Origin of the sequence: Streptomyces sp. NPDC049879, from assembly GCF_044461265.1 — a bacterium.
GTDB lineage: Bacteria > Actinomycetota > Actinomycetes > Streptomycetales > Streptomycetaceae > Streptomyces.
The window spans coordinates 47,142-69,722 of record NZ_JBITKT010000014.1 but is presented as its reverse complement, the minus strand read 5'-3'; the positions used below and the strand labels follow the sequence as shown (position 1 = coordinate 69,722).

At 71.8% G+C, this 22,581-nt stretch carries 24 protein-coding genes; 14 read left to right on the top strand and 10 right to left on the bottom strand.

Features of this window, described 5'->3' with window-relative positions; translation table 11 throughout:
• Positions 1-73 precede the first annotated feature (73 nt).
• A complete protein-coding gene (locus ACIBPC_RS31470) occupies positions 74-913 on the top strand; it encodes a hypothetical protein (RefSeq protein WP_398849426.1) in 840 nt (279 codons plus the stop codon).
• Positions 914-1,429: 516 nt separating this feature from the next.
• Here ACIBPC_RS31470 and ACIBPC_RS31465 read toward each other — a convergent pair.
• From ACIBPC_RS31465 to ACIBPC_RS31425, 9 genes are all read right to left on the bottom strand, one after another.
• The gene (locus ACIBPC_RS31465) at positions 1,430-1,978 is read right to left on the bottom strand and encodes a hypothetical protein (RefSeq protein WP_398849425.1); all 549 of its coding nucleotides are present in this window, start codon (positions 1,976-1,978) and stop codon (positions 1,430-1,432) included.
• Between the two features lie 94 nt (positions 1,979-2,072).
• A complete protein-coding gene (locus tag ACIBPC_RS31460; protein ID WP_398849435.1) occupies positions 2,073-2,282 on the bottom strand; it encodes a hypothetical protein in 210 nt (69 codons plus the stop codon).
• 133 nt (positions 2,283-2,415) lie between these two features.
• Entirely contained in the window at positions 2,416-3,642 is a 1,227-nt protein-coding gene (locus tag ACIBPC_RS31455) for a hypothetical protein (protein ID WP_398849423.1), read from the bottom strand.
• Positions 3,642-4,055, bottom strand: a complete 414-nt coding sequence (locus ACIBPC_RS31450) for a hypothetical protein (RefSeq protein ID WP_398849421.1) — start codon at positions 4,053-4,055, stop codon at positions 3,642-3,644. Before ACIBPC_RS31450 ends, ACIBPC_RS31455 begins: the two co-directional genes overlap by 1 nt.
• A gap of 21 nt (positions 4,056-4,076) precedes the next feature.
• The gene (locus ACIBPC_RS31445; protein WP_398849420.1) at positions 4,077-5,174 is read right to left on the bottom strand and encodes a hypothetical protein; all 1,098 of its coding nucleotides are present in this window, start codon (positions 5,172-5,174) and stop codon (positions 4,077-4,079) included.
• On the bottom strand, positions 5,171-5,476 hold the full coding sequence (locus ACIBPC_RS31440) for a hypothetical protein (RefSeq protein ID WP_398849418.1): 306 nt from the start codon (positions 5,474-5,476) through the stop codon (positions 5,171-5,173). Before ACIBPC_RS31440 ends, ACIBPC_RS31445 begins: the two co-directional genes overlap by 4 nt.
• 192 nt (positions 5,477-5,668) lie before the next feature.
• Complete coding sequence (locus tag ACIBPC_RS31435; RefSeq protein WP_398849417.1) at positions 5,669-7,132, bottom strand: hypothetical protein; 1,464 nt, start codon at positions 7,130-7,132, stop codon at positions 5,669-5,671.
• A gap of 20 nt (positions 7,133-7,152) precedes the next feature.
• Positions 7,153-7,317, bottom strand: coding sequence for a hypothetical protein (locus ACIBPC_RS31430; protein WP_398849415.1), 165 nt, complete (start codon positions 7,315-7,317; stop codon positions 7,153-7,155).
• A complete protein-coding gene (locus ACIBPC_RS31425) occupies positions 7,317-7,511 on the bottom strand; it encodes a hypothetical protein (RefSeq protein WP_398849413.1) in 195 nt (64 codons plus the stop codon). Before ACIBPC_RS31425 ends, ACIBPC_RS31430 begins: the two co-directional genes overlap by 1 nt.
• Before the next feature lie 321 nt (positions 7,512-7,832).
• Between ACIBPC_RS31425 and ACIBPC_RS31420 the strand changes: the two genes are divergently transcribed.
• The 13 genes from ACIBPC_RS31420 to ACIBPC_RS31360 all read left to right on the top strand — a co-directional run bounded on the left by ACIBPC_RS31420 (position 7,833) and on the right by ACIBPC_RS31360 (position 21,628).
• Entirely contained in the window at positions 7,833-8,042 is a 210-nt protein-coding gene (locus ACIBPC_RS31420; RefSeq protein WP_398849411.1) for a hypothetical protein, read from the top strand.
• 126 nt (positions 8,043-8,168) lie between these two features.
• On the top strand, positions 8,169-8,591 hold the full coding sequence (locus tag ACIBPC_RS31415) for a hypothetical protein (RefSeq protein ID WP_398849409.1): 423 nt from the start codon (positions 8,169-8,171) through the stop codon (positions 8,589-8,591).
• 10 nt (positions 8,592-8,601) lie between these two features.
• Positions 8,602-8,868, top strand: coding sequence for a hypothetical protein (locus ACIBPC_RS31410; RefSeq protein WP_398849407.1), 267 nt, complete (start codon positions 8,602-8,604; stop codon positions 8,866-8,868).
• Between the two features lie 33 nt (positions 8,869-8,901).
• Entirely contained in the window at positions 8,902-9,396 is a 495-nt protein-coding gene (locus ACIBPC_RS31405; RefSeq protein ID WP_398849405.1) for a hypothetical protein, read from the top strand.
• Positions 9,397-9,400: 4 nt separating this feature from the next.
• Positions 9,401-9,970 (top strand): hypothetical protein, encoded by a 570-nt coding sequence (locus tag ACIBPC_RS31400; protein ID WP_398849403.1) that lies wholly within the window; start codon positions 9,401-9,403, stop codon positions 9,968-9,970.
• A gap of 70 nt (positions 9,971-10,040) precedes the next feature.
• A complete protein-coding gene (locus tag ACIBPC_RS31395; RefSeq protein ID WP_398849401.1) occupies positions 10,041-13,400 on the top strand; it encodes a hypothetical protein in 3,360 nt (1,119 codons plus the stop codon).
• An 18-nt stretch (positions 13,401-13,418) separates the two neighbouring features.
• Positions 13,419-14,684, top strand: coding sequence for a hypothetical protein (locus tag ACIBPC_RS31390; protein WP_398849399.1), 1,266 nt, complete (start codon positions 13,419-13,421; stop codon positions 14,682-14,684).
• Positions 14,685-14,690: 6 nt separating this feature from the next.
• A complete protein-coding gene (locus ACIBPC_RS31385) occupies positions 14,691-17,093 on the top strand; it encodes a hypothetical protein (protein ID WP_398849397.1) in 2,403 nt (800 codons plus the stop codon).
• Complete coding sequence (locus ACIBPC_RS31380) at positions 17,090-17,329, top strand: hypothetical protein (RefSeq protein WP_398849395.1); 240 nt, start codon at positions 17,090-17,092, stop codon at positions 17,327-17,329. Before ACIBPC_RS31385 ends, ACIBPC_RS31380 begins: the two co-directional genes overlap by 4 nt.
• A complete protein-coding gene (locus ACIBPC_RS31375) occupies positions 17,319-19,214 on the top strand; it encodes a hypothetical protein (protein ID WP_398849393.1) in 1,896 nt (631 codons plus the stop codon). Before ACIBPC_RS31380 ends, ACIBPC_RS31375 begins: the two co-directional genes overlap by 11 nt.
• Positions 19,215-19,431: 217 nt before the next feature.
• Entirely contained in the window at positions 19,432-20,628 is a 1,197-nt protein-coding gene (locus ACIBPC_RS31370) for a helix-turn-helix domain-containing protein (protein ID WP_398849392.1), read from the top strand.
• 217 nt (positions 20,629-20,845) lie between these two features.
• Complete coding sequence (locus tag ACIBPC_RS31365; RefSeq protein ID WP_398849390.1) at positions 20,846-21,346, top strand: hypothetical protein; 501 nt, start codon at positions 20,846-20,848, stop codon at positions 21,344-21,346.
• 84 nt (positions 21,347-21,430) lie between these two features.
• Positions 21,431-21,628, top strand: a complete 198-nt coding sequence (locus ACIBPC_RS31360) for a hypothetical protein (protein ID WP_398849389.1) — start codon at positions 21,431-21,433, stop codon at positions 21,626-21,628.
• A gap of 252 nt (positions 21,629-21,880) precedes the next feature.
• Here the strand turns inward: ACIBPC_RS31360 and ACIBPC_RS31355 are convergent, their stop codons facing one another.
• On the bottom strand, positions 21,881-22,552 hold the full coding sequence (locus ACIBPC_RS31355; protein WP_398849387.1) for an SAM-dependent methyltransferase: 672 nt from the start codon (positions 22,550-22,552) through the stop codon (positions 21,881-21,883).
• Positions 22,553-22,581: the final 29 nt, after the last annotated feature.

Below are 22,581 nucleotides of genomic sequence, written 5' to 3'. Positions count from 1 at the left end.
ACACCGGGGCCCGGGGGCGCCCCCACGAGGAGGCCCCGACCATGACCACCACCACCCCGTCCGGGGCCGCCAGATGACCGCGGACGCCCCGTGCCGGTGCCTCCCGTGGCCGGTCGACCCGGAGTGCTGCCCGGACTGGCCCGGCGACGACGCACCCCAGGCCGACAAGGACCGCGCCGCCCGCGCGGTCCGGATCGCCTCGGACCGGCTCCGCCGCCTGACCGCCGGACGCTGGGGCCTGTGCGAGGAGGTACTACGACCGTGCAACCAGCCATGCGGCCCGGGGACCGGGTCGGACCCGTGGGACCGGTGGCCGCTCCAGTCGCCGTACGCCGGCGGCGTCCTGGACCCGTACGTCTGGGGCGGGAAGATGTTCAACCGGGCCTGTGGCTGCGCCGAGGACTGCGCGTGCGGGTCCGTCTGCAAGCTCGCGCTCCCCGGCCCCGTCGACTCCGTGGTGGCCGTCAAGATCGACGGTGACCTGGTCGACCCGGCGACCTACTTCGTGAACGCCGCGGGGGAGCTGGTCCGCCGCGGCGCCGGCCTGTGCTGGCCCGACTGCCAGGACATGACCCAGCCGGACACCGAGCCCGGGACGTTCAGCGTCCGGTACCTCCGCGGCCGGAACCCCGAGGACGACCCGGACGCGCTCCGCGCGGTGTCCGTCCTGGCGTGCGAGCTGTTCAAGAACCTGTGCGGCCGTAAGTGCGCGCTCCCCGGCCGCGTCCGGTCCGTTCAGCGCGAGGGCGTCACGTACGAGATCCTGACCGACTGGCCGCGCCAGGGGACCGGCCTCGACTCCGTCGACGACTGGCTGGGCCTCGTGAACCCGTACGGCCACCGGTCCGTCCCGACCGTGACGACCCCGGACCTTCCTACCCACCGCTTCTACAACGGGCCGGACTGCCGATGACACCCCCCACGCAGGGCGACAAGACCCTGGAAGAACTCATGGTCGGACTGGCGTCGTGCCTGTGCCGCGTCCTCGTCGACGCCGGGCGGCCGGCCTGCTGCTGTATGTGGTTCGAGGGCGACCACCGGCCGCCCATGGACCGGTGCGACTGCGAGTGCGACCCCGAAGACGGGGAGCAGCGCCCGGGCCAGGGCGTGGCCTGGGTCCGCGAAGTCCAGCGCGACAACATCGCCAACCCGGCCCAGCCGCGGAAGGGCTTCGGCTCGTCGTGCGCGGTGCCGGCGACGCGGTGGCGGATCACGATCGAACTCGGCGTGTACCGGTGCGTCCCGACCGGGGGAGAGGACGGCCCCACCTGCCAGGAGCGGACGAACGCCGCGGCAGATGGGGCCTGGGACGCCGCGCTACTCGAGTACGCGGTGTCGTGCTGCGATGTGCTGGACGGCCGTCAGGTGGTCGTCCAATCCGCCCAGCCGGTCGGCCCGGTGGGCGGGTGCGTCGGTCGTGTCCTCCGGATCACGGCGAACCTGGGGCGTCCGAAGACGGATGACCCGCCGCCGCCTCCGCCGGTGGAGCGGGCGGCGTCCACTGCTGGGTGATCCAGGCCGGGGCCTCGACCCCGGACCGTGATTCGCCGTACCCGGCGGCCACCGCCACCGACACGCCTTCGAGCTCCACCCAGTACGGCGTCGACAGGGCACCGTCGACGGCGACCGCGTACGTGGACGTCCAGGTCCAGCCGGTCGCCGGGTCGGCGCCGTGGTGCTCCCACGTCTCGATGCGCCACCGCATCCACGACAGGAGTTCGCGGGACTTCGTGCGGTCGTCGACGGTGACCACGGCATGGTTGGCCAGGTCCGGGTCGGCGGCCTTCGAGCCGATCCAGCGGGTCGTGATCCGCGTCCGGCCGGCGACCTGGACCGCCGGTTGGTCGACCACCGGCTGGTCGTCGTCGCCCAGCGGCGTGAACAGAGCGAAGGACGCGGTCCGGTCCGTGCGGTTGCGCGGGTACCCGTGCCGCATGTCGGCCCGGTCGTGGGCCACGTCGGACATGAACACCGTCACGACTGACCACCACCCCGGGCGGCCAGTGTCAGATTCCGTTTACCCGTCGGGGCGTTGCTGCTCGCCACGGTCGGTTCCTTCCGGTTAGGGAGTGCTACTGCCCGAATCCGAAGGCGCGCGCCGCCCAGGCCAGGACGACCAGGGCCACGAACGCGATCACCACCTGGCGGCCAGTGATCGGTCGTACGCCGCCTTCGGGGGAGCGGTCCCCGTCGTGCCGTGCTTCGGTGTGCGCTTCGAGCGCGACGGCCGGCCCCTCGGGGCCGTGCGGGTACGCGCACTTGCACGTGGGGCACCAGAACATGGACACGTCGGTCCGCTCCCTTCTTCGGTCGGCCGGTCGGCCGGCGCACGCTCCGGACCGGGGCCCGGAACGTCCGCTGGTGGACCGGTAGGCCGCCTACTCGTCGAGTAGGCGGCCGGTAGGTCGGCGGTAGTTATTGCAGGTCAGAGGGCTGACCTACCGGAAGTAGGTGGACCAGGTTCGACCCCTGGGACGGCAGGGGAGTGAAGGACTGGGGAAGGTCTGAGCGGTGCACTCCGGGCCGGTTACGGGTGGCCCCGTCGACGTCCGAGGCGGGGGCCTTCACGCCGTCCCGGACGGTGATCTGGTGGGCCGCCAGGAGGGCCCTCACCCGGCCGATTTCCGACCGCATGTCGCCCCCCTCGGGGAGGGTGTCCAGGGCCAGTTCCCGGAGGTGAACAGCGGTGCCATTCCCCCGCGTTTTGATGCTCCCCCGGACCCAGTCGTACACCTTGATCCGCTCCGCCGCGGCGACCTCTTCGGGGGACGGATGCGCCACTTCCCCACCGGCCTTTTCGGCTTCCACTTCCCCGCTCCCCTGACCCTCTTCGTGATCACCGGGGGATTCCGCTTCCGCGGTCTCCTCGTCCGCTCCCCCGTCGTGATCTTCCGTTTCGTGATCTTCGCCAGACATGGCGACCGCCCCGACGAACCAGGCGACCACCACGAAAACGATCAAGAACCCGGCCCCGCCGCGGATCAGGTCCACGGGGTGGTCGGCCACCCAGTCCCCTACCGCCGTCGCCGCGCCGCCCACGGCCGGCACCACGTTCTTGACCACGAACATGGCGCCCAGGCCGACGAGGAGACCGCCGCCCACGATCAGGTTCCCGGTGCCGATCTCCGACTTCGCCGGGGCCTTCTTGCCCCCCTTCGACTTCTTCGCGGGGGCCGACTTCCCGCCGGTCCCCTTCGCCGGGGCCGACTTCCCGCCGCGCCCCTTCGCCTTCGCGGCCCCCTCAGTGTCCCCGCCGGACGACGGCTTCGTGGCCGACTTCGACCCCTTCCCCCTCGCCTTGCGTACGCCGGTGACGACCAGCACCCAGCCGCGGCGCGTCAGGGTCCAGGTCCCGCGGAGCAGGATCACCGACCCGGTCCGTACGGCGACCAGGCCGCGGCGGTCGAACGCGTGATACGCGGACAGGTCCGGCAGCGTCATGGACCGCCCGGGCGCCCGCGGGGTGTCCGCGTGGCGCTCCAGGGACTCGAGGAGCTGGGCCACCAACGCCCGAGGGCGTGACGGCTGCTCCGCCGCCACGCCCTCGTCGTCCACCAGGCCGTCGACGGCCACCAGCTCGACGACGTCCGCCAGGTCCTCGTCGTCGCCGCCCGGGTCGGGCTTGACCAGGTTCACCGCCATCAGGCCACCACCGTTCCAGTCAGGTTGCTGATCACGTGCGTGACGATGGCGAAGATCCCGCCGGCCGCGGTGAACATCGCGGGCAGCATGAGCGCCAAGAGCCCGTTCCTGAACTTCGACGGCTTCAGGCCGTACAGGAGGATGCACATCACAATGGCGACCGCGCCGGCGCCGAAGGAGGCCCCGGACCCGAAGCTGTTCTGGATCGCCTGGGACAGACCGCCGCTCATGTCGCCCACGAACGCGAAGGTTTCGCCGGCCGACGCGTACAACTGCCCCGTGATGAAGGCGACCCCGATCACGCCCTCATGGGACAGCTTGATCTTCCACTTCCCCATCGCGCCCACGATCAAGAGCGCCGTCATAGCGACCGCGCCACCGGTGAAGCCGATCGCCCCGAAAATCTGGCCCATGTCTGTGATCTGCCTATCTCTCTAGTTGGTGCCGTACAGGAGGACCGCGACGGTGGACGCCGCGGTGGGGACGAACGCGAACCACGTGACGGCCTTCCACGGCCACTGGTCGCCGTAGTTGCCGAGCCACCGGCGGAGGAAGCGGTACGCGGTGAAGCACCCCAGGGCCACGCCGCCACCGACGACGCGGGCGGGGTCGACCATGGTCAGGGCGGTGATCAGGCCGAGCGACCCGACGAAGATCGCGGCACCGCCCTTCGTGCCGGTGGCCAGGCACACCAGGCCGCCGAGGAGCGCGCACCCGGTGATGGGGATCGCGTACTGGTGGGCGTGGACCATCAGGTCCGTGACCCGGTCGTCCAGGTGGAGGCCCCAGCCCAGGCCGAACGCGGACGCGGCGAACACGGCCTTCCCGCCGCGCTGGGAGTGAAGGAACCCGCTGGTGGCAGCCTGGGCGGCGGCCTTGAACTCCTTACCGGCCGCCGACTGGCCGCCGCCGCTCCCCTTGGTCTTCTGGACCTTCGGGGCCTTCGCCGGGGCGTCGTCGTCTTCCTCGTCGTCGTCGGCCTCGTCGTCCGCGGTGTCCTGGCCCGGCTTCCGCAGCGACCACCGGCGCCGCTTCGGCGCGGGCTCCTCGTCGTCGGCGTCCTCGGCTTCGACGGCGACCTGGTCCTGGTCGTCGTCCTCGGCGGGCGCGGGCGCGGCGGCGGCCGGAACGTCCGGGGCATAGTCGGGCCGCGGCGGCGCGGGGGCCGCCACGGGCGCGCTGGGCGCGTTCCCGGTGAACGTGTCCTGGTCCGCCCGGTCGTCCTTGTAGACGTCGTTCCACCAGTCCGCGTGTGGGGCCGGGGTCGGCTCGGGCGCCGGGGCGGGCGCGGCCGGCGCCTCGGGCTCCGGTTCCACCACGTCCAGGTCCAGATCGACGTCCGGCATCGTCGCCGCAGCGTCCGGGACCTGCTCCGTGGCCGGGGCCGGGATCGTCGGCGCGGCCGACGTCGCCAGGACGTCGTCCAGGTCCGCCAGGAAGTCGTCGACGTCCCGCTTCGGGGTGGTCTTCGCCTCGGCGGCCGGCGCCTCCTCGACGGCGGGGGCCGCGGCTTCGGCCTGATCGGTGCTCATGCCGCGCTCACCCCCCACCGGGCGATCGCCGCGCGGACCCGGTGGCCGGCCTCGATCTCGTCGAGGCCCGGGGCGGTCGGGTCGCCGCCGTCGATCAGGGTCAGGAGCGGGGGCCGCGGCGCCCAGTCGAACCCGGCGGGGAGCTGGCCCCCGACGACCTGGCGGACGTCCTGGTCCTGGTCGTCGGCGGGGACCTCCCGCGGGTCGACCGGCCGCCGGCGGGGGGCGTAGTACGTCACCGTGCGCGGCTGGTCGTCGTCGTCCCGGGGACGGAAGAAGTCAAGGGGGTGCCGCAGCGGCATGGGGAATCACTCCATGATCTGGGGGGCGTACCTGAACGTATGGGCGGTGCAAGGGGCGCACTTTCACGTCTGGTGAAAGTGGGTTTCCGGGGGGTCGTGGCCGGCGGCGGTGGGGTGACTTCGCCCCGCTCCCCCAAGGGGTGGGGTGCCTTCCCTACCGCCGCCGACTACCACCTACCGGCGGCCTACTGATCACGCGGAGTGAGCGGGTACCGGGTCCGTGCGCTTCTCGGCCTCGACCAGGACGCGAGCCGCGAAGTCCGCGTCTTCGGCCATCAGGCGTTCGGCGTCGGCGTACCGATCGCGGCCCCAGGTCTCCCCGCGGCCGTACTGCGCGGCGAACTCCTTCCGGGTCGGCGCGGAGTCGAGGAGGACCAGAACCGCGGCCTCGAACGTGGCTTCCTCGATCTGCTTCCGCTTCGCTTCCGCGCCGCGGACGTCTTCCGCCTCCGCGTTCCGCGACCCCGGAACCGCGGACAGCTTCCGCGTTTTCGCGGTCGCTTCCGCGCCCGGAATCGCGGTCGGTTCCGCGGCCTGTGCCCGCCGCGCTTCCGCGGCCTTCCGGCGCTCCTCGCGGGCTTCCTCCTGCGCCTTGATCTCTGCGGCGACCCGAAGCCGCTCCGCCTCGGCGGCGGCTTCGGCCTCGGTCTTCGTGGCCGTGGCCTGGGCCTCCGCCAAGATCCGCTGCCGCTCCAGCTCCGCGTCGCGTTCCTTCGCCTCCGCGGCGAGCCGCGCGGCGCGCTCCGCGTTTTCGCCGTCGATCCGGGCCTGGCGCTCCCGCGCTTCCTGCTCCCGCCGGGCCTTGTCCGCCTCGGCGGTGTTGCGCCGTTCCTCGTCCTCCAGGGCCTGGGCGCGCCGCGCTTCCGCGGCCCTACGCTCCCGCTCCGCGCGCCGCGCGTCGGCCTCTTCCTGGGCGCGGATCTCCCGCGCTTTCGCGTCGGCCAGGTCCCGCGCTTTCTGGGCCTCGATCGCCGCGCGCTTCTCCTCGGCGGCCAGCTCCGCGGCGCGCTTCCGCTCCGCCTCCGCCGCCGCGTTGGCCGCGGATTCGCGGGCGCGCTGCTCCTCGCGCTCCCGGTTGATCCGCGCGTTCTCCTGGTCGCGCCAGTCACTCAGCGTCGCCAGGTGGATGGCCTTCCGGTTGACCGCGAACTTCCGGTACCCCGCCCCCGCTTCGGCCAGGACGATGACCAGGACCGGGATCACGGAGTGGAGCAGCAGGCCGGCCGGGTCCGGGTTCGCGGGCCATCCGGTGAACACCGCATCGGGGTACAGCGACCCCCAGCAGTTCATCAGCCACGTGGAGATGCCGGCGAACCAGCGGAGGACGAACGGCCACCCGCCCGGGCGGTACCCGTGGGCGGCCAGCCTCCCGTCGATGAACAGGGCCGCCAGGAGGCTGATCGACACCAGCGGGTCGAGCATCCACGCGATGGCCCAGTGGACGTGGTGTTCCGTGGCGAAGATCGTCACGTTCACCGCGGTGAAGATGAGGCCCCCGACGCCCAGGATCACCAGGACCGTGGTCACGAGTCGTTCGATCCGTTCCAGGTCCGCGATCGCCTTGCGCGCCTTCTCGGCGTCCTCGGCGGTCACGACCCGTACGGCGGGCGGTTCGTCGGCCTTGCTGGTCTTGGCGGGTGCGGCGTCGGGGGCCATGGTGCCTATCTCTCCGTTCTTCAGCGGTGCGGGGTCTGGGGCTCGGGGGTGGGGGCGGGCGGGGTGAACGTCCCGCCCGGGATGCGGTACGACTCGTCGGCCGGGACGCCGGCCTGGTCGCGTACGGCGTCGACCAGCTCGTGGACCAGGCCGGTGTCCGGCTCGCTGCCGGTGGCGGCGGCCATCAGTCGATGTCCAGTTCCGCGTGCTGCGCCTCGGAGACCAGGCGACCGTGTTCGGTGCGCTGCTCGTCGGTCCAGGTCGAGACGGGGCCGGCGTCCCTGGCGAAGGACGACAGGGCGGACCGGGCGGACCGGACCCGCGCGGGGTCGGCCGTGGAGACGGCGCCGGACGGCGTGGAGCGGCGGAGGATGCCCATCACCGGCCACCCCCCGACGCGATCCGCGTAGCGGCCTCGCTGGTCTTCTGGGCTTCGCGCGACTGGGGCGCGGGTCGGGCCGCGGGCACCCGCGGCGGTACGCTCTGGCTCATGACCAGGACTCCCTAGGACTTGTGAGGAATAGGGACGATCGGTCTTGCTGGGCCGACCCGCGCCGGTGCTGGAATCACCGGGTCTTGCGGGTCGGCCCTTCGTCTTGCGTGGAACACTCAACCGCAAAAGTCGTTGACTTTCAAGTGTCTTGAGAAACGTTGTGTTTTGGGGTTCTCCAGAGTCAACGGGTCCCGTACGCTCGTCGCCATGGAAGAGGTCATGACGAGCGAGGAAGCGCGGAAGGGCTGGGGCAAGCTGCTGACCCAGATCCAGGCGCGCGTACGGGGGGCGGTCGTGCTGCGGCGATACCGCGACGAAGTGGCGGTCCTGGTGCCGGCGGACTGGTACCGGAAGGCGGTCGCGGCGGTGGGCGAACCGGAGGTGGCGGCGCTCCCGAAGGAGGGCGGCGCGGCCTGAACGTGTAGGCATGACCATGCCGAACGAACGTAGGTACGTACCGGAACCGCGGCTTTCACGTCTGGTGAAAGCCGCTCCCGCGCCGAGCGCGGCGGCCTCGGGCCGCCCCCGGCGCATCATGGGCATATGGCCAGATCGTGGATCGAAGACCCCGCCGGCATGGACGCCCTGTTGAACTCCCCGACCGGGCCGGTCGGCCGCCTCGTCGCGGACGTCACCCGGAACGTGCTCCGCGCCGTCGAGGTCGAGTGCCCCAAGCGCACCGGCGCCACCGCGCGGTCGTTCCACTCCGATATCGAGATCCGCCCGAACCGCCAGATCCGCGGCCGGGTGTTCAGCGACGATCCCGTGGTCCAGTACCTGGAGCAGGGGACCGGCCTGTACGGGCCGCGCGGCCGGCGCATCACGCCGCGGACGTCGAAGGCGCTCCGCTTCGAGCTGGGCGGCCAAGTGATCTTTGCGAAGTCGGTCCGCGGTATGCGGAAGCAGCCGTTCATGCGCCGGTCCCTGGAGATCGGGTCACCCTGGCCTGTCAGGGACGGCCGCTAGCGTCGCCAGGGTGAGTTCCCGCCCTGAGCTGCGCACCATCCGTATGCGGCCCGTGCCGGGCGTCGGCCAGGCGTGCCGGATCGTCGCCCTACCCGGCGACGGCGACGTGGTCCTGGAGGGCCCCGCGGACGTCCTGGACGGCGTCCGCCTGGCGCGCCTCGTCGACCCCCCGGACTTCCCCGAGGCGCGCCCGCGCGGCATGTCCGCGGCCGAGGCCGGCGCGACCCTGGACTGGGTACGCGTCCAGGTCCAGGCGCGATTCGGCGGGCCGACTTAGCGCCTGGTCACAGACCCCGACATAGTGGGGCGCATGACTCAGCCTGTTGCAATCAGTACGAAGGACTTCGCCAAGTCGTACGCCGCGGACCTGTACGTGGGCGTGGGGGACACCCCGATGTGGGCGAAGTGCCCGAAGGACACCGTCTGGAACCAACTTGCCCAGGTCCAGGAGGAACACGGCGGCGACTTCGGGGAACCGGAGCTGCGGAACCTGATCCAGGCCGTGTTCGGCGTCGAGGGCGCCCCCAAGGCCCTGGCCATGCTCGACGACCCGGCGAACCACGACGTCAGCCTGGAATCCATGGGCGGGCTCATCGGGTGGTGCATGGAGCAGTGGGGACCCGAGGTCCAGAAGCACTTCGAGAGCCTGAAGGCCGGCCAGGGCAACCGCGCCCAGCGGCGGATCGCGGTCAAGAAGACCACCGCCCCGAAGGCCGGCGGCGGGAAGGCCCCGGCGAAGGGCGCCCGGAAGACCGCCGCCAAGAAGACCGCGGCGAAGAAGACCGCCGCCACGCGCCGCGGCTGACCCCATGTCGGCGTTCGCGGAAACGGTCACCTTCACCACGTTCGGGCCGCCCGACGTCGTCCACGTCGACGTCGACCTGGACGACGAGGAACTGGCCGTGGAGCTCCCGCAACCGCCCGGGATGCGCGCCGCCACCTGGGCCGCCCTGGACAACTGGCTGGCCCTGTTCCCGAACGCGCTCCCCGAGGACCAGGCGGCGTACTGGCGTGAGCGCATGGCCAACCCGCTGGACCCGCTGAACGCCGGCGCGGTCCGCGCGATCTCGTACCAGGTCGCGCACCGGGTGTACGGGATGCCGTGGTGGGCGGCGCACCGGCTGACCGCCCGGGCCGCGGCGAACTGGTGGCAGTACGAGGCGTGGGCGGTCGCCCGCGGCTTCGACCCGCGCACCGCGTCCGCGGCCCGGATCGCCGCGTCCTGCTGGGCCTGGGCGGCGGCCGGGTGCGAGAAGACCGAGGACCTGGAAGACCTCCACCGGGACGTGTTCACCGGGCCGGCGGAGCTGGGGCACGACGCCAAGCTGGCGCGCGGGCAAGCGATGCTTGCCCGACTGCAACATGGACGATCGGGATAATCTGGGATAAACCCGCTGGCTGACTGGGCCGGGGCCGCCTTTCGCGCGCCCAGGACCAGGAGCCAGTCCGGTGACGATCGCCACGTCCGAAGTCGTCGTCGTAGCCGACACGAGCCGCTTTCGGTCGTCCGCACGCCAGGGCGTCCGCGACGCCATGGCCGGCGAATCCGTCCAGGTCGACGTCGAGCCCAACGCCCGCGGCTTCCGGACCTCGATCAACAACGCCGTACGCGGGATGCGCGCGGTCCGCATCGATCTGGACCCCCAGACCGCCGCGGCGATCCGCCAGGTCCGCGAAGCCTTCGCCGCGACCCGCGCCGTCCAGGTCCCGATCGTCGTCCGCGCCGGCGATCTGCGGAACCAGATCCGCCAGGGGATCAGGGACCTCCCCCCGCTGAACATCGACGTCCGGGCCCGCGGCCTGGTCCTGCTCCGCTCGATCCGGGACACCCTGGCCGGGCGAGACTGGGAAATCGACGTCCGCGCGGTCCTGGACCCGGACTTCACGCGCCTGGACGCCGAGCTGGCCCGGCGCCGGCCAGAGGTCCGGGTCCGGGTTAACCCGGACGTCGACCGGAACACCTTCACCCGCGCCCTGACCGGCGCCCTGGGGCGCCTGGGCGGTATCGCCGGCCGGGTCGGCGGCATCCTCACGTCCGCGCTGAAGTTCGGCGCGATCGGGATCGCCGCCGCCGCGGCAGCCCAGGCCGTGGGCGGACTCGTCGCCGCCCTGGCCCCCACGGTCGGAATCCTCGCCGCGATGCCCGCGGCCCTGGCCGGCCTGGTGACCGCGTTCGCCGGTCTCAAGATCGCGTTGTCCGGCGTGGGCGACGCGTTCGGCGCGGCCCTGGGCGACGACGCCGAGAAGTTCAACGAGGCGTTGGACGGCCTGTCCCCGAAGGCCCGCGCCGCCGCCCGCGAAGTCCGGGCCCTGAAGCCCGCGTTCGACAACCTGAAGTCCACGGTCCAGGACTCGTTCTTCGGGCAGATCACCGGCGAGATCACCGCGACGGCGCGCGCCCTGGGCGGCCCGCTGCGCCAGGGCCTGGCCGGCATCGCACGCCAGTGGGGCGTCGCGGCGAACGCCGCCCTGGAGTACGTACGGTCGTCGGCCGGCGTCGCCAACGTCCGCGCGATCCTGACCGGCACCACCCAGGCCATGCGCGGCTTCGCCGCGTCGATCCAGCCCGTACTCCGCGGCTTCCTCGACATTGGGGCCGCGGTCTCCCAGGGCTTCGGGACCCAGTTCGGGGACGCGATCGCGTCGGCCGGCGAACGGTTCGGCGCGTTCCTGTCGAACGCCGCGGCGTCCGGGCGCGCGCTGGACTGGGTACGCAACGCCCTGACCGCCTTCCAGCAGCTCGGGACGGTGGTCGGGAACGTCGGCGGGATCATCTCCGGGATGTTCCGCGCGGCGGGCGGCGCGGGCGGCGGGTTCCTGGCGAACCTCGGGGAGATCACGGGGCGGCTCCGGGACTTCATCAACACGGCCCAGGGCCAGACCGCCGTCGCCAACATCTTCCGGACGGTGTCGACGATCGCCGCCCAGCTCGGGCCGATCCTGTCCGCCCTGGTGACCCAGATCGGGGCGATCGCCCCGGCCCTGGCCCCCATCTTCACGGCCCTGGGTCCGGCGATCGTCAACCTGGTCAACGCCCTGGGCCCCGCCCTGGCGGCGATCGCGCCGGCGCTCGCCGTCGTCGGCCAGGCCCTGGCCTCCGGGCTCGCCCAGATCGGCCCCGCCCTGGCCCCCCTCGGCGCGGCGATCGCCGGCGCCCTCGAAGCCCTGGCCCCGCTGCTCCCGCTCGTCGGCCAGGTCGTCGCGGCCGTCGCCACGACCCTGGCCCCCGCGCTCCAGGCCCTGACGTCGCTTCTGGGGCCGATCATCGCGGCCCTGGTCGACGCGCTGATGCCGATCCTGCCGCCGCTCGCCGCGGCGTTTGCGCAGGTCGGCGCCGCTTTGCAGCCGCTCGCCGTAGCCCTCGGGCAAGGGCTGGCCCAGGCCCTGGCGGAGATCCTTCCGCCGATTCTGCAGCTGGTCCCGCAGCTCGTATCCGGCCTGGTCCCCGCGTTCACCGCCCTGGTCCAGGCGGTCGTCCCGCTGATCCCGCCCCTGGTCCAGTTGATCAACGCGGCGATTCAGCCGCTGTTGCCGCTGCTGCCGGACCTGATCGACCTGGTCGTACAGCTCGTCACGTCGTTCGCCGGCCTGCTGACGGCGATCGCGCCGATCCTGCCGCCGATCATCCAACTGGAGGCCGCGCTCCTTCAGTTCGTGATGGCGAAGGCCGTCGTCCCGGTGCTCCAGGCGGTGATCGGCGTCCTTCAGTTCCTGGCCGACACCGTGACGGGCCTGGTCGACGGGGTGGCGACCGGGATCACGGCCGTACTCGACTTCTTCCGGAACTTCGGCCCCCAGGCCCTGGCGTTCCTCCAAGCGCTACCCGGCCAGATCGCGGACTTCTTCGTGGGCCTGTGGGACGGCGCGGTGGCCGCCGTGTCCGCCGGCGTCACGGCGGTGGGCGAGTTCTTCGCGGCGCTCCCCGGCCAGATCATGGCGTTTCTGGCCGCGCTCCCAGGCCAGTTGGTCGACTTCTTCACGTCCGCGATCGCGGCCCTGGCGATCGCCGTCCTGACCGGGATCGCTGCCGTGATCTTCGTGTTCACGGAGCTGCCCGGGCGGATCATGTCCGCCCTGGCGTCGCTCGGCTCCACCCTGGCGTCGGCGTTCTCCACGGCCTGGTCCGCGGTGACGTCGTGGCTGACCGGCGCGTTCAACTCCACCGTGGCGTTCTTCGCCGGCCTGCCCGGGCGGATCGGGGGCGCCCTGTCGTCGCTCGGCTCGTCGATCGGCGGCGCGTTCTCCCGAGCGTTCAGCGCGGCGACGTCGACGATCAGCGGCTGGATTTCCTCGGCGGTCGGGTTCTTCCGCGCGCTCCCCGGGCGGATCGGGTCCGCGATCGCCTCGATCCCCGGCCGGATCGTCGGGGTGTTCAACAGCGTGAAGTCCCGGGCGACCAGCGCGATCAACGGCCTGATCTCCGGGATCGTCGGCCTGTTCCGCGGCCTGGGCGGAAAGATCGTGTCCGCCCTGGGCAACATCGGCGGCCAGATCGTGTCCAAGATCAAGAACGGGTTGCCCGGCCCCGTCCGCAAGCTCCTGCCCTTCGCGGACGGCGGGATCGTCTACGGCCCGACCCCGGCCCTGATCGGTGAGGCCGGCCGCGAAGTCGTCGTACCGCTCACCCGCCCGGACCGCGCGGTCCAGCTCGCCCACGAATCCGGCCTGGTCGACCTGTTGCGCCGCCGTGGCGCGCTCGGCTCGTCGACGACCCACAACACCTGGAACGTCACCACCGGCAACAGCCAAGACGGCTGGGTCATGGCGCAGCACCTGTACGGCCAGGTCGCGCGGGCCGCGGGCGTGTAGAGGAGAGGACGACCCGACGTGTGGACCGGATACCTGAGCCTGGCCGGCAACGAGATCGTGAACAGCCCCCGCGCCCTGGCCGCCGCCGCGGCGGCCGGCCTGATGATCGACTGCAAGCCGTGCGACACCCTGGCCGAGGTCCTGGGAGAGGACCCGTACGGACAGGTGGACGCGACGGCCCCGTGGTGGGACGACACCCAGCCGCAGTCCTGGGGGTTCCTCGGGGTCTTCGGCACCAGCGTGACCGGGTTCGACCAGAACCCCGTCGAGCGGAACCCCACGGCCCTGGTCGGGGACGGCTCCGCGCTCGGGCCGCTGCGCCGCCGGCATCGTGAGATCGCGTGGACCGTGGCCCTGTTCGCCACCGGCGAGTGCGAAATGGCGTACGGCCTGGAATGGCTCTCCGCGGCTCTCCGCGGCGCCGAGTGCAGCGGCGGGACGTGCAACGGGGACGCCATGTGCGTGTACGCCTGTTGCCCCGGGACGTCGCCGTACGAGGCCGGGGAGCTGGGGGACTCCGAGCTACGGCACCTGTACGACGTCGGCCTTCTCGACGGCCCCCAGGTGTCGGAGCTGGAGGAGTACGACGGCGTCCTGGTCGCCACGGTGACGTTCACCCTGGCCGCGGCGAAGCCGTTCATCTACCGGGAACCGCTGGAGGCCGGCCAGGACTGGGTGTCCCTCGGCGGCGGCGACACCGTGACGAACGTCGACCCCGACCAGGTGTACCAGCAGTGCGTCACCGCGAAGCCGTGCGCACAAGACCCCCTGTGCCCCCCGCCCGCGCTCCCGCCGGCGCCCCCGGTGCCGCGGAGCCCGTGTTACCCGACCGGCCGCGGCACCTTCCTACGGTCCCGGATCAGCGTGTCCCCGCTCGACCAGGCGGCGTGGCTGGAGACCGTCCCGGTCCTCGAGGTCCGCGCCGGCGCCTCGGACATGCGGCGCCTGCTCATCCGCTTCTGGCAGAACCCCCAGGGCGCGCCGTGCGACGCGTTCACCGACCCGTGCAACGCCTGTACGGACGTGAACGTGGGGTACCTGCCCGCGGGGTCCCACCTGACGATCGACGGCCGGGTGTCCCGGTCGGTCCTGGAGTGCCAGCAGTACCCCGTAGGCACCGCCACGAGCACCCCCACCATCTACGGCCCGAAGGGCGATCTGTTCCAGTGGCCCACCCTCATTTGTCCCACCGGCCTGTGCATCGAAGTGTGGAGCGACGCCGGGAACACCGCGGCCGACGCCACGGCGCGCGTGCTGCTCGTCCCCCGCGCGGACATGGGGTGATGGGCCGTGGCTGACGTCCGCTTCGACCTGACGCGCCCCTCTACCTCGATCTTCGGGCGGGGCGTCGTCCTCGACCAGGTCCGCGTCCACCAACAGCACACCTTCGACGACACGGCCGGCCTGATCTACGCGTCCCAGGTCATCGGGAACGGCGTCGTCCTGGCCGACGAGACCGAGGCGCCGCCGACCGGCACCCGCGATTCCCGCGGGGACCTGGCGATCAACCGCGTGACCCTCGACGGCACGGTGACCGGGGTCATGTACGCCCGGGCCTTCGACCACGGGTCGGGCCTCGGCGTCGAGAACGAGGCCGGCACCCCGTACCTGTGGATGGCGTACGACGCCGAGATGCAACCGATCGGCACGAACGGCCACGGCCGGAAGCTGGTCCGCGTCCCGTTCCAGGACGGGGCGATCCTCGACGTCGGGGACCCCGGCCTGGACGTGTACGACCCGATCCCGGACGCGAGCAGCATCACGCCCGGCCTGGACCGGGCGAACGGCCGGATGGCGATCGCGTTCAACCGCGGGTCCGGCACCCGCTACCAGATCCACGACCTGGCGAAGTTCAAGGCCCGCGACTTCTCCGACCCGCTGTACGAGTTCGCGCGGCCGTCGTACCCCGACTTCCAGGCGTGGCAGCTGTACGGGAACTTCATCTACCAGTTTCACGGCACCGCGTACGACGACAACAACCCCGGGCCGCCGGACGGCCAGGGGAACGTCTACTGGACCGTGATCGACATCCGTACGGGCCGGGTGGTCCAGCGGCTGTTCTTCGCGCAGCAGCCGACCATGGAGTACCGCGAACCCGAGTCGGTGGCGATCTGGGAGACCCCCACCGGCCCCCAGTTCGTCTACGGCTGGGCTTCCTCGGCGCCGCCGCGCCAGATGGCCTTGTACGCGATCCGCGCCACGGTGACCACGACGGTGACGATCGACGCCGTGGTGGTCACCACCCCGGAACCCGGGATCGAGGTCACGGCCGGGGTCGACGACCCGGGCACCGTCCAGACCTGGACGGTGGAACGCGTCGTGGCCGGGGTGACCCAGACCCTGGCGTCCGGGGTCGGCGCGCCGCCGGCCTCCCAGGACTTCTTCGACTCGGCGCCGCCCGGGTGCGTGCCGATCGTCTACCGGTATGTGATCCAGCGGACCACGGGCGAGGCGGAGAGCGCGGCCACGCCCCAGATCACGTACGCGCCGCCCGGCGGGTGCGGGTCCGCCGGCGTCGTCGGGGAGCAGCCCAACACCCTGGGGTGCGCCGAGAACTACACGGCGGTGATCCACTGGCGCGGCGGCGCGCTCCCGTACCCGGCGTCGTCCATGGACCGCCTGACGAAGGTGTCCTGGGGCCGCACGGCGAACGACGTTTCGGACGGCGTCGTGACCGTGCTCAAAGGCGACTTGGACCCCGAGTGCTGCGCCGCCCTGGGCGACGCCGAACCGTGGATTCATGAGCTGACGATCTACCGCGACGGCGAACTGGTCTGGCAAGGGATCATCCTGCGGACCACCGCCCGAACCGACTCGATCACGATCGAGGCCGTGGACGTGTCGGCCTGGTTTGAGCACGTGGTGAACACGTACCGGGTCACCTACACCGCGACGGCCGCCGACCCCCAGGGCCGGAAGCGGGCGTCCGTGGCGTACATCGCGTGGAACCACATCCGCCTGAACCTCGTGGAATCCAGCCTGTCCGTCCCGCCCGACTGGTGCCAGATCATGCCGTACATGATCCGCCGGGAGTCGAAGCGGACCATCACCATGGAGAAGGACGGGTCCAGCAACACGGCCGTGTGGTCCGTGCTGCTGTCGGACTTCCTGAAGGAGCTGGTCAAGCGGGGGCTTGCCTACACCACCGTGGGCCGGTCGGTGATCCTGCGGGAGCGGCCGACCGCCGACGACCGGGCGCAAGCGCGCCTGACCGCCACCCACTTTTCCGGCGAAGTCGAGGTGGTGAAGGACGGGACCAGCGCGGCCACATACGCGTTCGCCACGACCCAGGACGCCCAGGACGTCACCAAGGGGAAGACGATCGGGTACGGGCGCACCGGGACGCCGTACGGGCGCCTGGACGTCCTGGTGGACATTGCCCAGGACGAGGACAAGATCACGGACGCGGAGCTTCGGGACGCCGCGAAAACCGCCCTGGCCGGCCGCTACCCGGTGCCGCTCACGATCAGCCTTCCGACCGGGTCCGCGCTCACCCCGGACGCCCCGGTGACGATCCGTCAACTCGTGCCGCTGGAACGGTTCGACGTCCTGGCGGACAGCTTCTGTACCCCGGTCCAGGGCGGCTTCATCCTGTCGGACCTGGCGGTGACCTGGGAGGACGGCGAGGGCGGCGAAAAGGTCGCCGTGTCGTTCATCCCGATTGGCGACGTCGACGAGGAGCTGGGCGGATGACGCACCCCCTACCGGGCCAGAGGGCCGGCCAACAACCGATGCGGGCCGCGGTCCAGGCCCAGCGCGCGATCGGCCGGGCCGTGACCTTCACCGGCGCCATGTCCGGCCAACTGATCTTGTACGTGAACGGTGAGTGGATGCGCCACGCCGTCGACGAGGAGACCGGGCGGGACCGGCTGGAGCCGTACGCCCTGGACAGTGAGCAACCCGAGGAAGGGGCCGACGATGGCCGGTAGGTGTGGATGCGGCGGGACGTGCGCGTGTGAGCTGACGGCGGACCCGCCGCTGAAGGTCACCGGCACCGGGACGCCGCTCGTCAACCCGTGGAAACTGTCCCTGGAGCTCGACGGCAAGACCGGCTGCGACGCCCTGACGGCGTGCGTCGCCAACAACCTGGGGCCCGGCCTGACGTACGACGCCGGGTCGGGGAAGATCCAGGTCAAGCTATCGACCGACGACGGCCAGGTGGCGCGGTTCGGCGGGGACGAAGGGCTACTGGTCACCAACGGCACCGGCCCGACCCCCGAGACCTGCACGCGCGGCATCGGGTCGCTTCCGCCGGCGCCGAACGTCGTCGCGGCCCAAGACCTGGCCGGCCTCGTCGGCCCGTACAGCTCCCCGTACCAGGTGGACTACTGCCTGGGCGAGGGCTTCGACATGGTCCTGTTCCACTGCGGGACCAGCTCCGACGACGTCGGGGTGGTCTCGGACTACTGGGACATGAAGATCAGCGCGGGCCGCTCCTCGCTGTACATCGCCCAGGACGCCCGCCAGATGACCGCGGCCACGATCCAGTCGACGTTCAACTACGCCGGCGACGTCGACGACCCGGTGAGCTACAACCCGGGCGACGATCTGACCATTGCCCAGCGGAAGGACCGCCGCGGTGGCTGGTACGGCAACCTGGCCCAGCGGTACTACCAGCCGTTGGCGTCGGACTTCATGCGGAAGATCAACGGGAAGGCCGTCGCGGTCCTCGACTGCTCCCTGGACCCGAACAGCAACGAGTACCCGGAAAGCGCGATGATCGTCGGGGCCCAGCGCTCCGTCCTGGAGAACTGCGCCCAGGACTGGTCCATGATCGGCGTCGCCCAGGTCGACAACGCCGTGACGATCAAGAACCGCGGCATTACGCCGATCCTGATCCCCATCCGGCCGTCCACGTGGGCGTCGACGACGCTCCCGTACCCGGTGGCGGACCTGACCGCGGCCGGGATCGAGTGGATCGCGTTGTCCGACCGCTGGGCGGACTCTGTGTTCACCGCCTACAAGGACGCCGGCCTTCAGGTGATGATGCGCGGGAACTCCCGCCAGTCCCAGTACGACCGCGTGGCCGCCCTGGGTATCCGCGGCGCGTTCCAGTACGACCCGTCGTACTACCGCGGCCCGGGCACGCGCCCGGAGCTGTGGCCGCACGGCTACCGCACCGAGTACGACCCGTGGGAACACCGCCGGTTCGGCACGGGACAGCTCACGTGGCAGACCGACCAGCAGTCGGTGTTGTCCTCGGGCGGGTTCATCCGCGGCCGGTGCGAGGCGAACGAACAGGGCCTGATCATCCCGGCGAACTTCGGCGGCGGCCGGGGCCGGCCCGGCATCCTGTGCGGGTGGCGGTGCCCGATGACGGACCCGACCGCGTACACGATCACCTGGGACATGAAGTGGAACACCCTCGCCACCGGGTCCGCGACCACGGCGAAGTGCGGGATCTTGTTCGGCGCGCTCACCGACCGGGACACCTACGACTGGCCGGACGACACGGCCCTGAACCCCGTGGGGTACCCCGAGGGTCAGAAGACGTTGTACAGGGCGTACCAGCGGCAGAACGGTGAACTGGGGATCGCCAAGTGGGCGTCCCAGACCGGGGCGATCCAGTACCTGGCCACCGCCACGTCGCCGGCGATCGCGGCCAACGTCTACAACTCGTACCAGGTGACGGTGACGCCGACCCAGATCACCTTCGAGCGGACGGCGAGCAACGGCACGAAGTACACCGTCACCGCGGCCGACAGTCAGTACCGCGGCGGGTACTTCTGGGTCGAGAAGGAGGAGACCGGCGGGACGGGGTCGAACCCGTTCGAGGCGAAGTTCCGGAACGTCCAGTACACGCCCACGTCGTAAGCACCCGGAAAGTTGTCCCCCGGGGGACAACATCGGGCCGCGGCGGAGTTGTCCCCCGGGGGACAACTCCCGGTCCGAGGGGCGCACGGGGCGCCCGGAACGAGGAAGGGCCCGTCACCGTACGCCGGTGACGGGCCCTTGACTTCTCGCTTACCTCCGCGCCCTATGCGGGGGTACCGTCCCTGTAGGGCCACTACCAGGACGGAGCGATCCAAGTATGCCTAAGACGAAGGCCGGTGACACGGTCTCGCGCATCGAAGCTAACCGGAAGCTGCGCCACCTGACCCAGCACGCGTTCGCGGCCCAGGCGAACGTTTCGTACAGCCTGTACACGAAGGTGGTGTCCGGGCATAAGCGGGCCACCCCCACGTTCGTGGCGGCCTGTGCCCGTGCGCTGGGGATGGACGTCGGGGAGCTGTACGGGCAGCCGTACAAGGACCAGCTTCTGGAAGACAAGATCAACCACCTGATCCAGCCGGTCGTTCAGACCCTGGACCTGTACGACCTGGACCCCGACGACGAAGTGGCGGTCCGGCCGTTCCAGGACCTGAAGGCCGACGTCCGGGAGCTGGGGGACCTCCACGACGCCGGCGCGTTCGGCGTCCTGGCCCAGCGGCTGCCCGGGCTCATCGAGGAGTGCCGCGCGTTCGCGGTGACCACCGGCGACCCGGCGGGGTACAACCTGCTGGCCCAGTCGTACCGGGCCGTGTACGACGTCGGCGCCCGGTTCGGGTACCTGTCCATGTCCCGGGTCGCCATGGACCGGGTCGACTGGGCGGCGCAGAAGGCCGGCGACAAGGAAGCGCCGCTGCGCGCGATGCGCCAGTACCAGCGCTCACTCATCCACATGAAGCAGGGCGACTACGCGACCGGCCTTCGGATGTACAAGGCCGGCCGCGCCATGGTCGACGCCGTCGACGACACGCCCCTGAACCTGGCGGTCCGCGGGCAGCTCGTCTTGGGCGCGGCCCTGCTGTCGGCCCGCTCGGGCATGAAGGACGACGCCCAGCACCTGATCGACGAGGCCGGCCGGATCGCCGGACGTACCGGGGAGCTGCCGAACGCGTACTGGATGGGCTGGGGCCCGACGAACGTCGGCGTCCACCGCGTCCAGGTGTGGGCCGAGGTCGACGACCCGGGCCGGGCGGTCGCCGCGGCCGGGGACCTGGCCGTCCCCGAGGAGTGGCCGCCGTCGCGGATCGCGCGGTTCTTCGTCCAGCGGTCCGGCGCGGAGCTGTGGGCCGGGTACCCCGACCGCGCCCTGGCGTCGCTTCAGGCGGCGCGCACCGCCGCGCCCCAGGCCGTCCGGTACAACCCCCAGGCGAAGGAAACCACGTCGACGCTGCTCCGCTCCGCCCGAACGATCTCCCAGGAACTGGCGACGTTCGCGCACTGGGCGGGCGTCCGCCCCTGACCCCGAGGCCGGCCCCGCGCCGGTGATCACGCTCCGGGCCCGGATTTTCACCAGCGGTGAAAGTCCGGGCCTTCCGCATTGCCCAGGATGTGTTCCAAGGGGACGCCGCGGTCGTCGATCCCCCGTGAAACTGGCTCCCCCGTGCCAGTGATCCGGCCGCGGCGTCCCCCCGAACCCCGCCAGAACCTGGACACCTGGACACGAGGACGTGGAAACCGTGGAGCATCTGACGTTGGGGCTCAGGGACGGCCGGACGCCGTCCTGGCGCGATCCGGATCGCTTCGCGGACGAGCAGTCCCAGCCCGGGTTCCGCGGCGGTCGCCTGGCCGCCCAGCGCAAAGAGCTGATGGACTCCGTCGTGGCCCGCCTGACCGCGACCGGCCGCCAGGTGAAGGTGATCCCGTACGCCGTCGCGGAGCCCGGCGAGGACCCCGGACCGGACCTGGCCCTGTGCCGGAAGTACGCGGAGGAACAGGGCTGGACCCTCGCCCAGCCGCACTTCGACGAGACCGGCCGCGCCGCGGCCCTCGAGGACCGGCCGGCCTGGCGCCAGGTCCGCGCGCTGGTGTCCGGCGGGTTCGCCCGCGGGGTCGTCGCCGTGAACCGGGCGACCCTGACCATGGCCGACGCCCCGTACGAAGAACTCCTGACCTGGCTTACCGTCCACCGGTCGTTCCTCGCCCTGGTCCCGCCCGCCCGCCTTCCCCGCACGTCATGAAGCCCTGGCGCATCGCGGCCGTGGCCCTGATCGCCCTGGTCGTCGCGTACCTCGTCCCGTACGTCCACTGAAGGGAGCCCCACCGTGTACACCGTTCCCCCCGCCGGCCTCCCCGCCGCCCCGGCCGCGGCGCCCCCGCCGCTCCCCGTCCGGTACCCCGGCGTCGCGTACGCCCGGGCCCGGGCCGCCGAGGACGCCGCGGTCCGCGCCGGGGCCCAGTGGGACGGCTGGTTCACCGTCCGCGGCCAGGTCCACCCGTCCCAGCGCGCCGCCGCCTCATAGACCCCCGCCAGGGAAACCGCGAAGGCCCGGTACTCGACGCCGTCCCCCCGCGTCGTACCGGGCCTTCGTGCTGCCGTGGGGCGGTGCGGTTTGCTGGCCGGCCACACTGCGGTTGTGCCTACAGGTCGACCGCCCCACGTAGAACCAGCGGAACAGGCCCTGGGCGGCCGTGTGCGGGCCGTTCATCACACCGGGTGGCACCGCCACCGGAACGTACGAAGGACGCCGTCCTGGGGCGCCTGGAACGTGCGATCATCCCGGGCCGCCGTCCCGCTCCGCGCGCCACAGCAGGAACGCCGCCCCCATGTGCCGCGCGTACGCCGGCGGGATCGCCTCCCGAAGACCCTCGCGGGTCGTCCAGTGCATCCCCATAGCCCAGCGGCCGTCCTCGACGCCGACGAAGTTCCCCACGATGTGCATGTTGTGGCCCGGGACCGGGGCGCGCCCCATCTTCGACGTGGGCCGCACGTGCACCGGGTGCCGCGGCGCAGCGACCGGGAAACTGGTCTCGAACAGCCGGTGGCGGTACGTGCGCAACCCGAACATGGCCCCGCACAGGACCGTGGAGTCCCGGAGCGGGGCGCCGGCCACGTTCTCGATCACGTACGGCACGCCCAGGCCGGCCAGGACTTCGCGGGTGCGCCCGACCAGGTCCGGGTGACGGCGCCCGCGGATCTTCTGGGCCCGGGTGTACATCTGGCACGGCGGGGACGCGTGGATCAGGTCGAAGCCGCGGCCGTACGTCGCGGCGTACTCCAGGGCGTCGCCCTGGTGGAACGTGAAGGGGTAGTGGGGCTGGGGCGCCCGGTCGACGCCGACCGGTTCGAGGCCGGCCAGGGCGTAACCGAGGGATGCGCCGCCCTGGCAACAGAACAGGTCCAGGACGCGAAGGCCGATCAGCGGGAGGTACCGGCGGTCGATCATGGCGTGGCCTTCCTGGCGGCCGGCCAGTT

Coding starts and splice junctions, on each gene's coding strand:
- ACIBPC_RS31470 (WP_398849426.1), top strand. CDS start 74: ATGACCGCGGACGCCCCGTGCCGGTGCCTCCCGTGGCCGGTCGACCCG.
- ACIBPC_RS31460 (WP_398849435.1), bottom strand. CDS start 2,282: ATGTTCTGGTGCCCCACGTGCAAGTGCGCGTACCCGCACGGCCCCGAG.
- ACIBPC_RS31455 (WP_398849423.1), bottom strand. CDS start 3,642: ATGGCGGTGAACCTGGTCAAGCCCGACCCGGGCGGCGACGACGAGGAC.
- ACIBPC_RS31450 (WP_398849421.1), bottom strand. CDS start 4,055: ATGGGCCAGATTTTCGGGGCGATCGGCTTCACCGGTGGCGCGGTCGCT.
- ACIBPC_RS31445 (WP_398849420.1), bottom strand. CDS start 5,174: ATGAGCACCGATCAGGCCGAAGCCGCGGCCCCCGCCGTCGAGGAGGCG.
- ACIBPC_RS31440 (WP_398849418.1), bottom strand. CDS start 5,476: ATGCCGCTGCGGCACCCCCTTGACTTCTTCCGTCCCCGGGACGACGAC.
- ACIBPC_RS31435 (WP_398849417.1), bottom strand. CDS start 7,132: ATGGCCCCCGACGCCGCACCCGCCAAGACCAGCAAGGCCGACGAACCG.
- ACIBPC_RS31430 (WP_398849415.1), bottom strand. CDS start 7,317: ATGGCCGCCGCCACCGGCAGCGAGCCGGACACCGGCCTGGTCCACGAG.
- ACIBPC_RS31425 (WP_398849413.1), bottom strand. CDS start 7,511: ATGGGCATCCTCCGCCGCTCCACGCCGTCCGGCGCCGTCTCCACGGCC.
- ACIBPC_RS31420 (WP_398849411.1), top strand. CDS start 7,833: ATGGAAGAGGTCATGACGAGCGAGGAAGCGCGGAAGGGCTGGGGCAAG.
- ACIBPC_RS31415 (WP_398849409.1), top strand. CDS start 8,169: ATGGCCAGATCGTGGATCGAAGACCCCGCCGGCATGGACGCCCTGTTG.
- ACIBPC_RS31405 (WP_398849405.1), top strand. CDS start 8,902: ATGACTCAGCCTGTTGCAATCAGTACGAAGGACTTCGCCAAGTCGTAC.
- ACIBPC_RS31400 (WP_398849403.1), top strand. CDS start 9,401: ATGTCGGCGTTCGCGGAAACGGTCACCTTCACCACGTTCGGGCCGCCC.
- ACIBPC_RS31380 (WP_398849395.1), top strand. CDS start 17,090: ATGACGCACCCCCTACCGGGCCAGAGGGCCGGCCAACAACCGATGCGG.
- ACIBPC_RS31375 (WP_398849393.1), top strand. CDS start 17,319: ATGGCCGGTAGGTGTGGATGCGGCGGGACGTGCGCGTGTGAGCTGACG.
- ACIBPC_RS31370 (WP_398849392.1), top strand. CDS start 19,432: ATGCCTAAGACGAAGGCCGGTGACACGGTCTCGCGCATCGAAGCTAAC.
- ACIBPC_RS31355 (WP_398849387.1), bottom strand. CDS start 22,552: ATGATCGACCGCCGGTACCTCCCGCTGATCGGCCTTCGCGTCCTGGAC.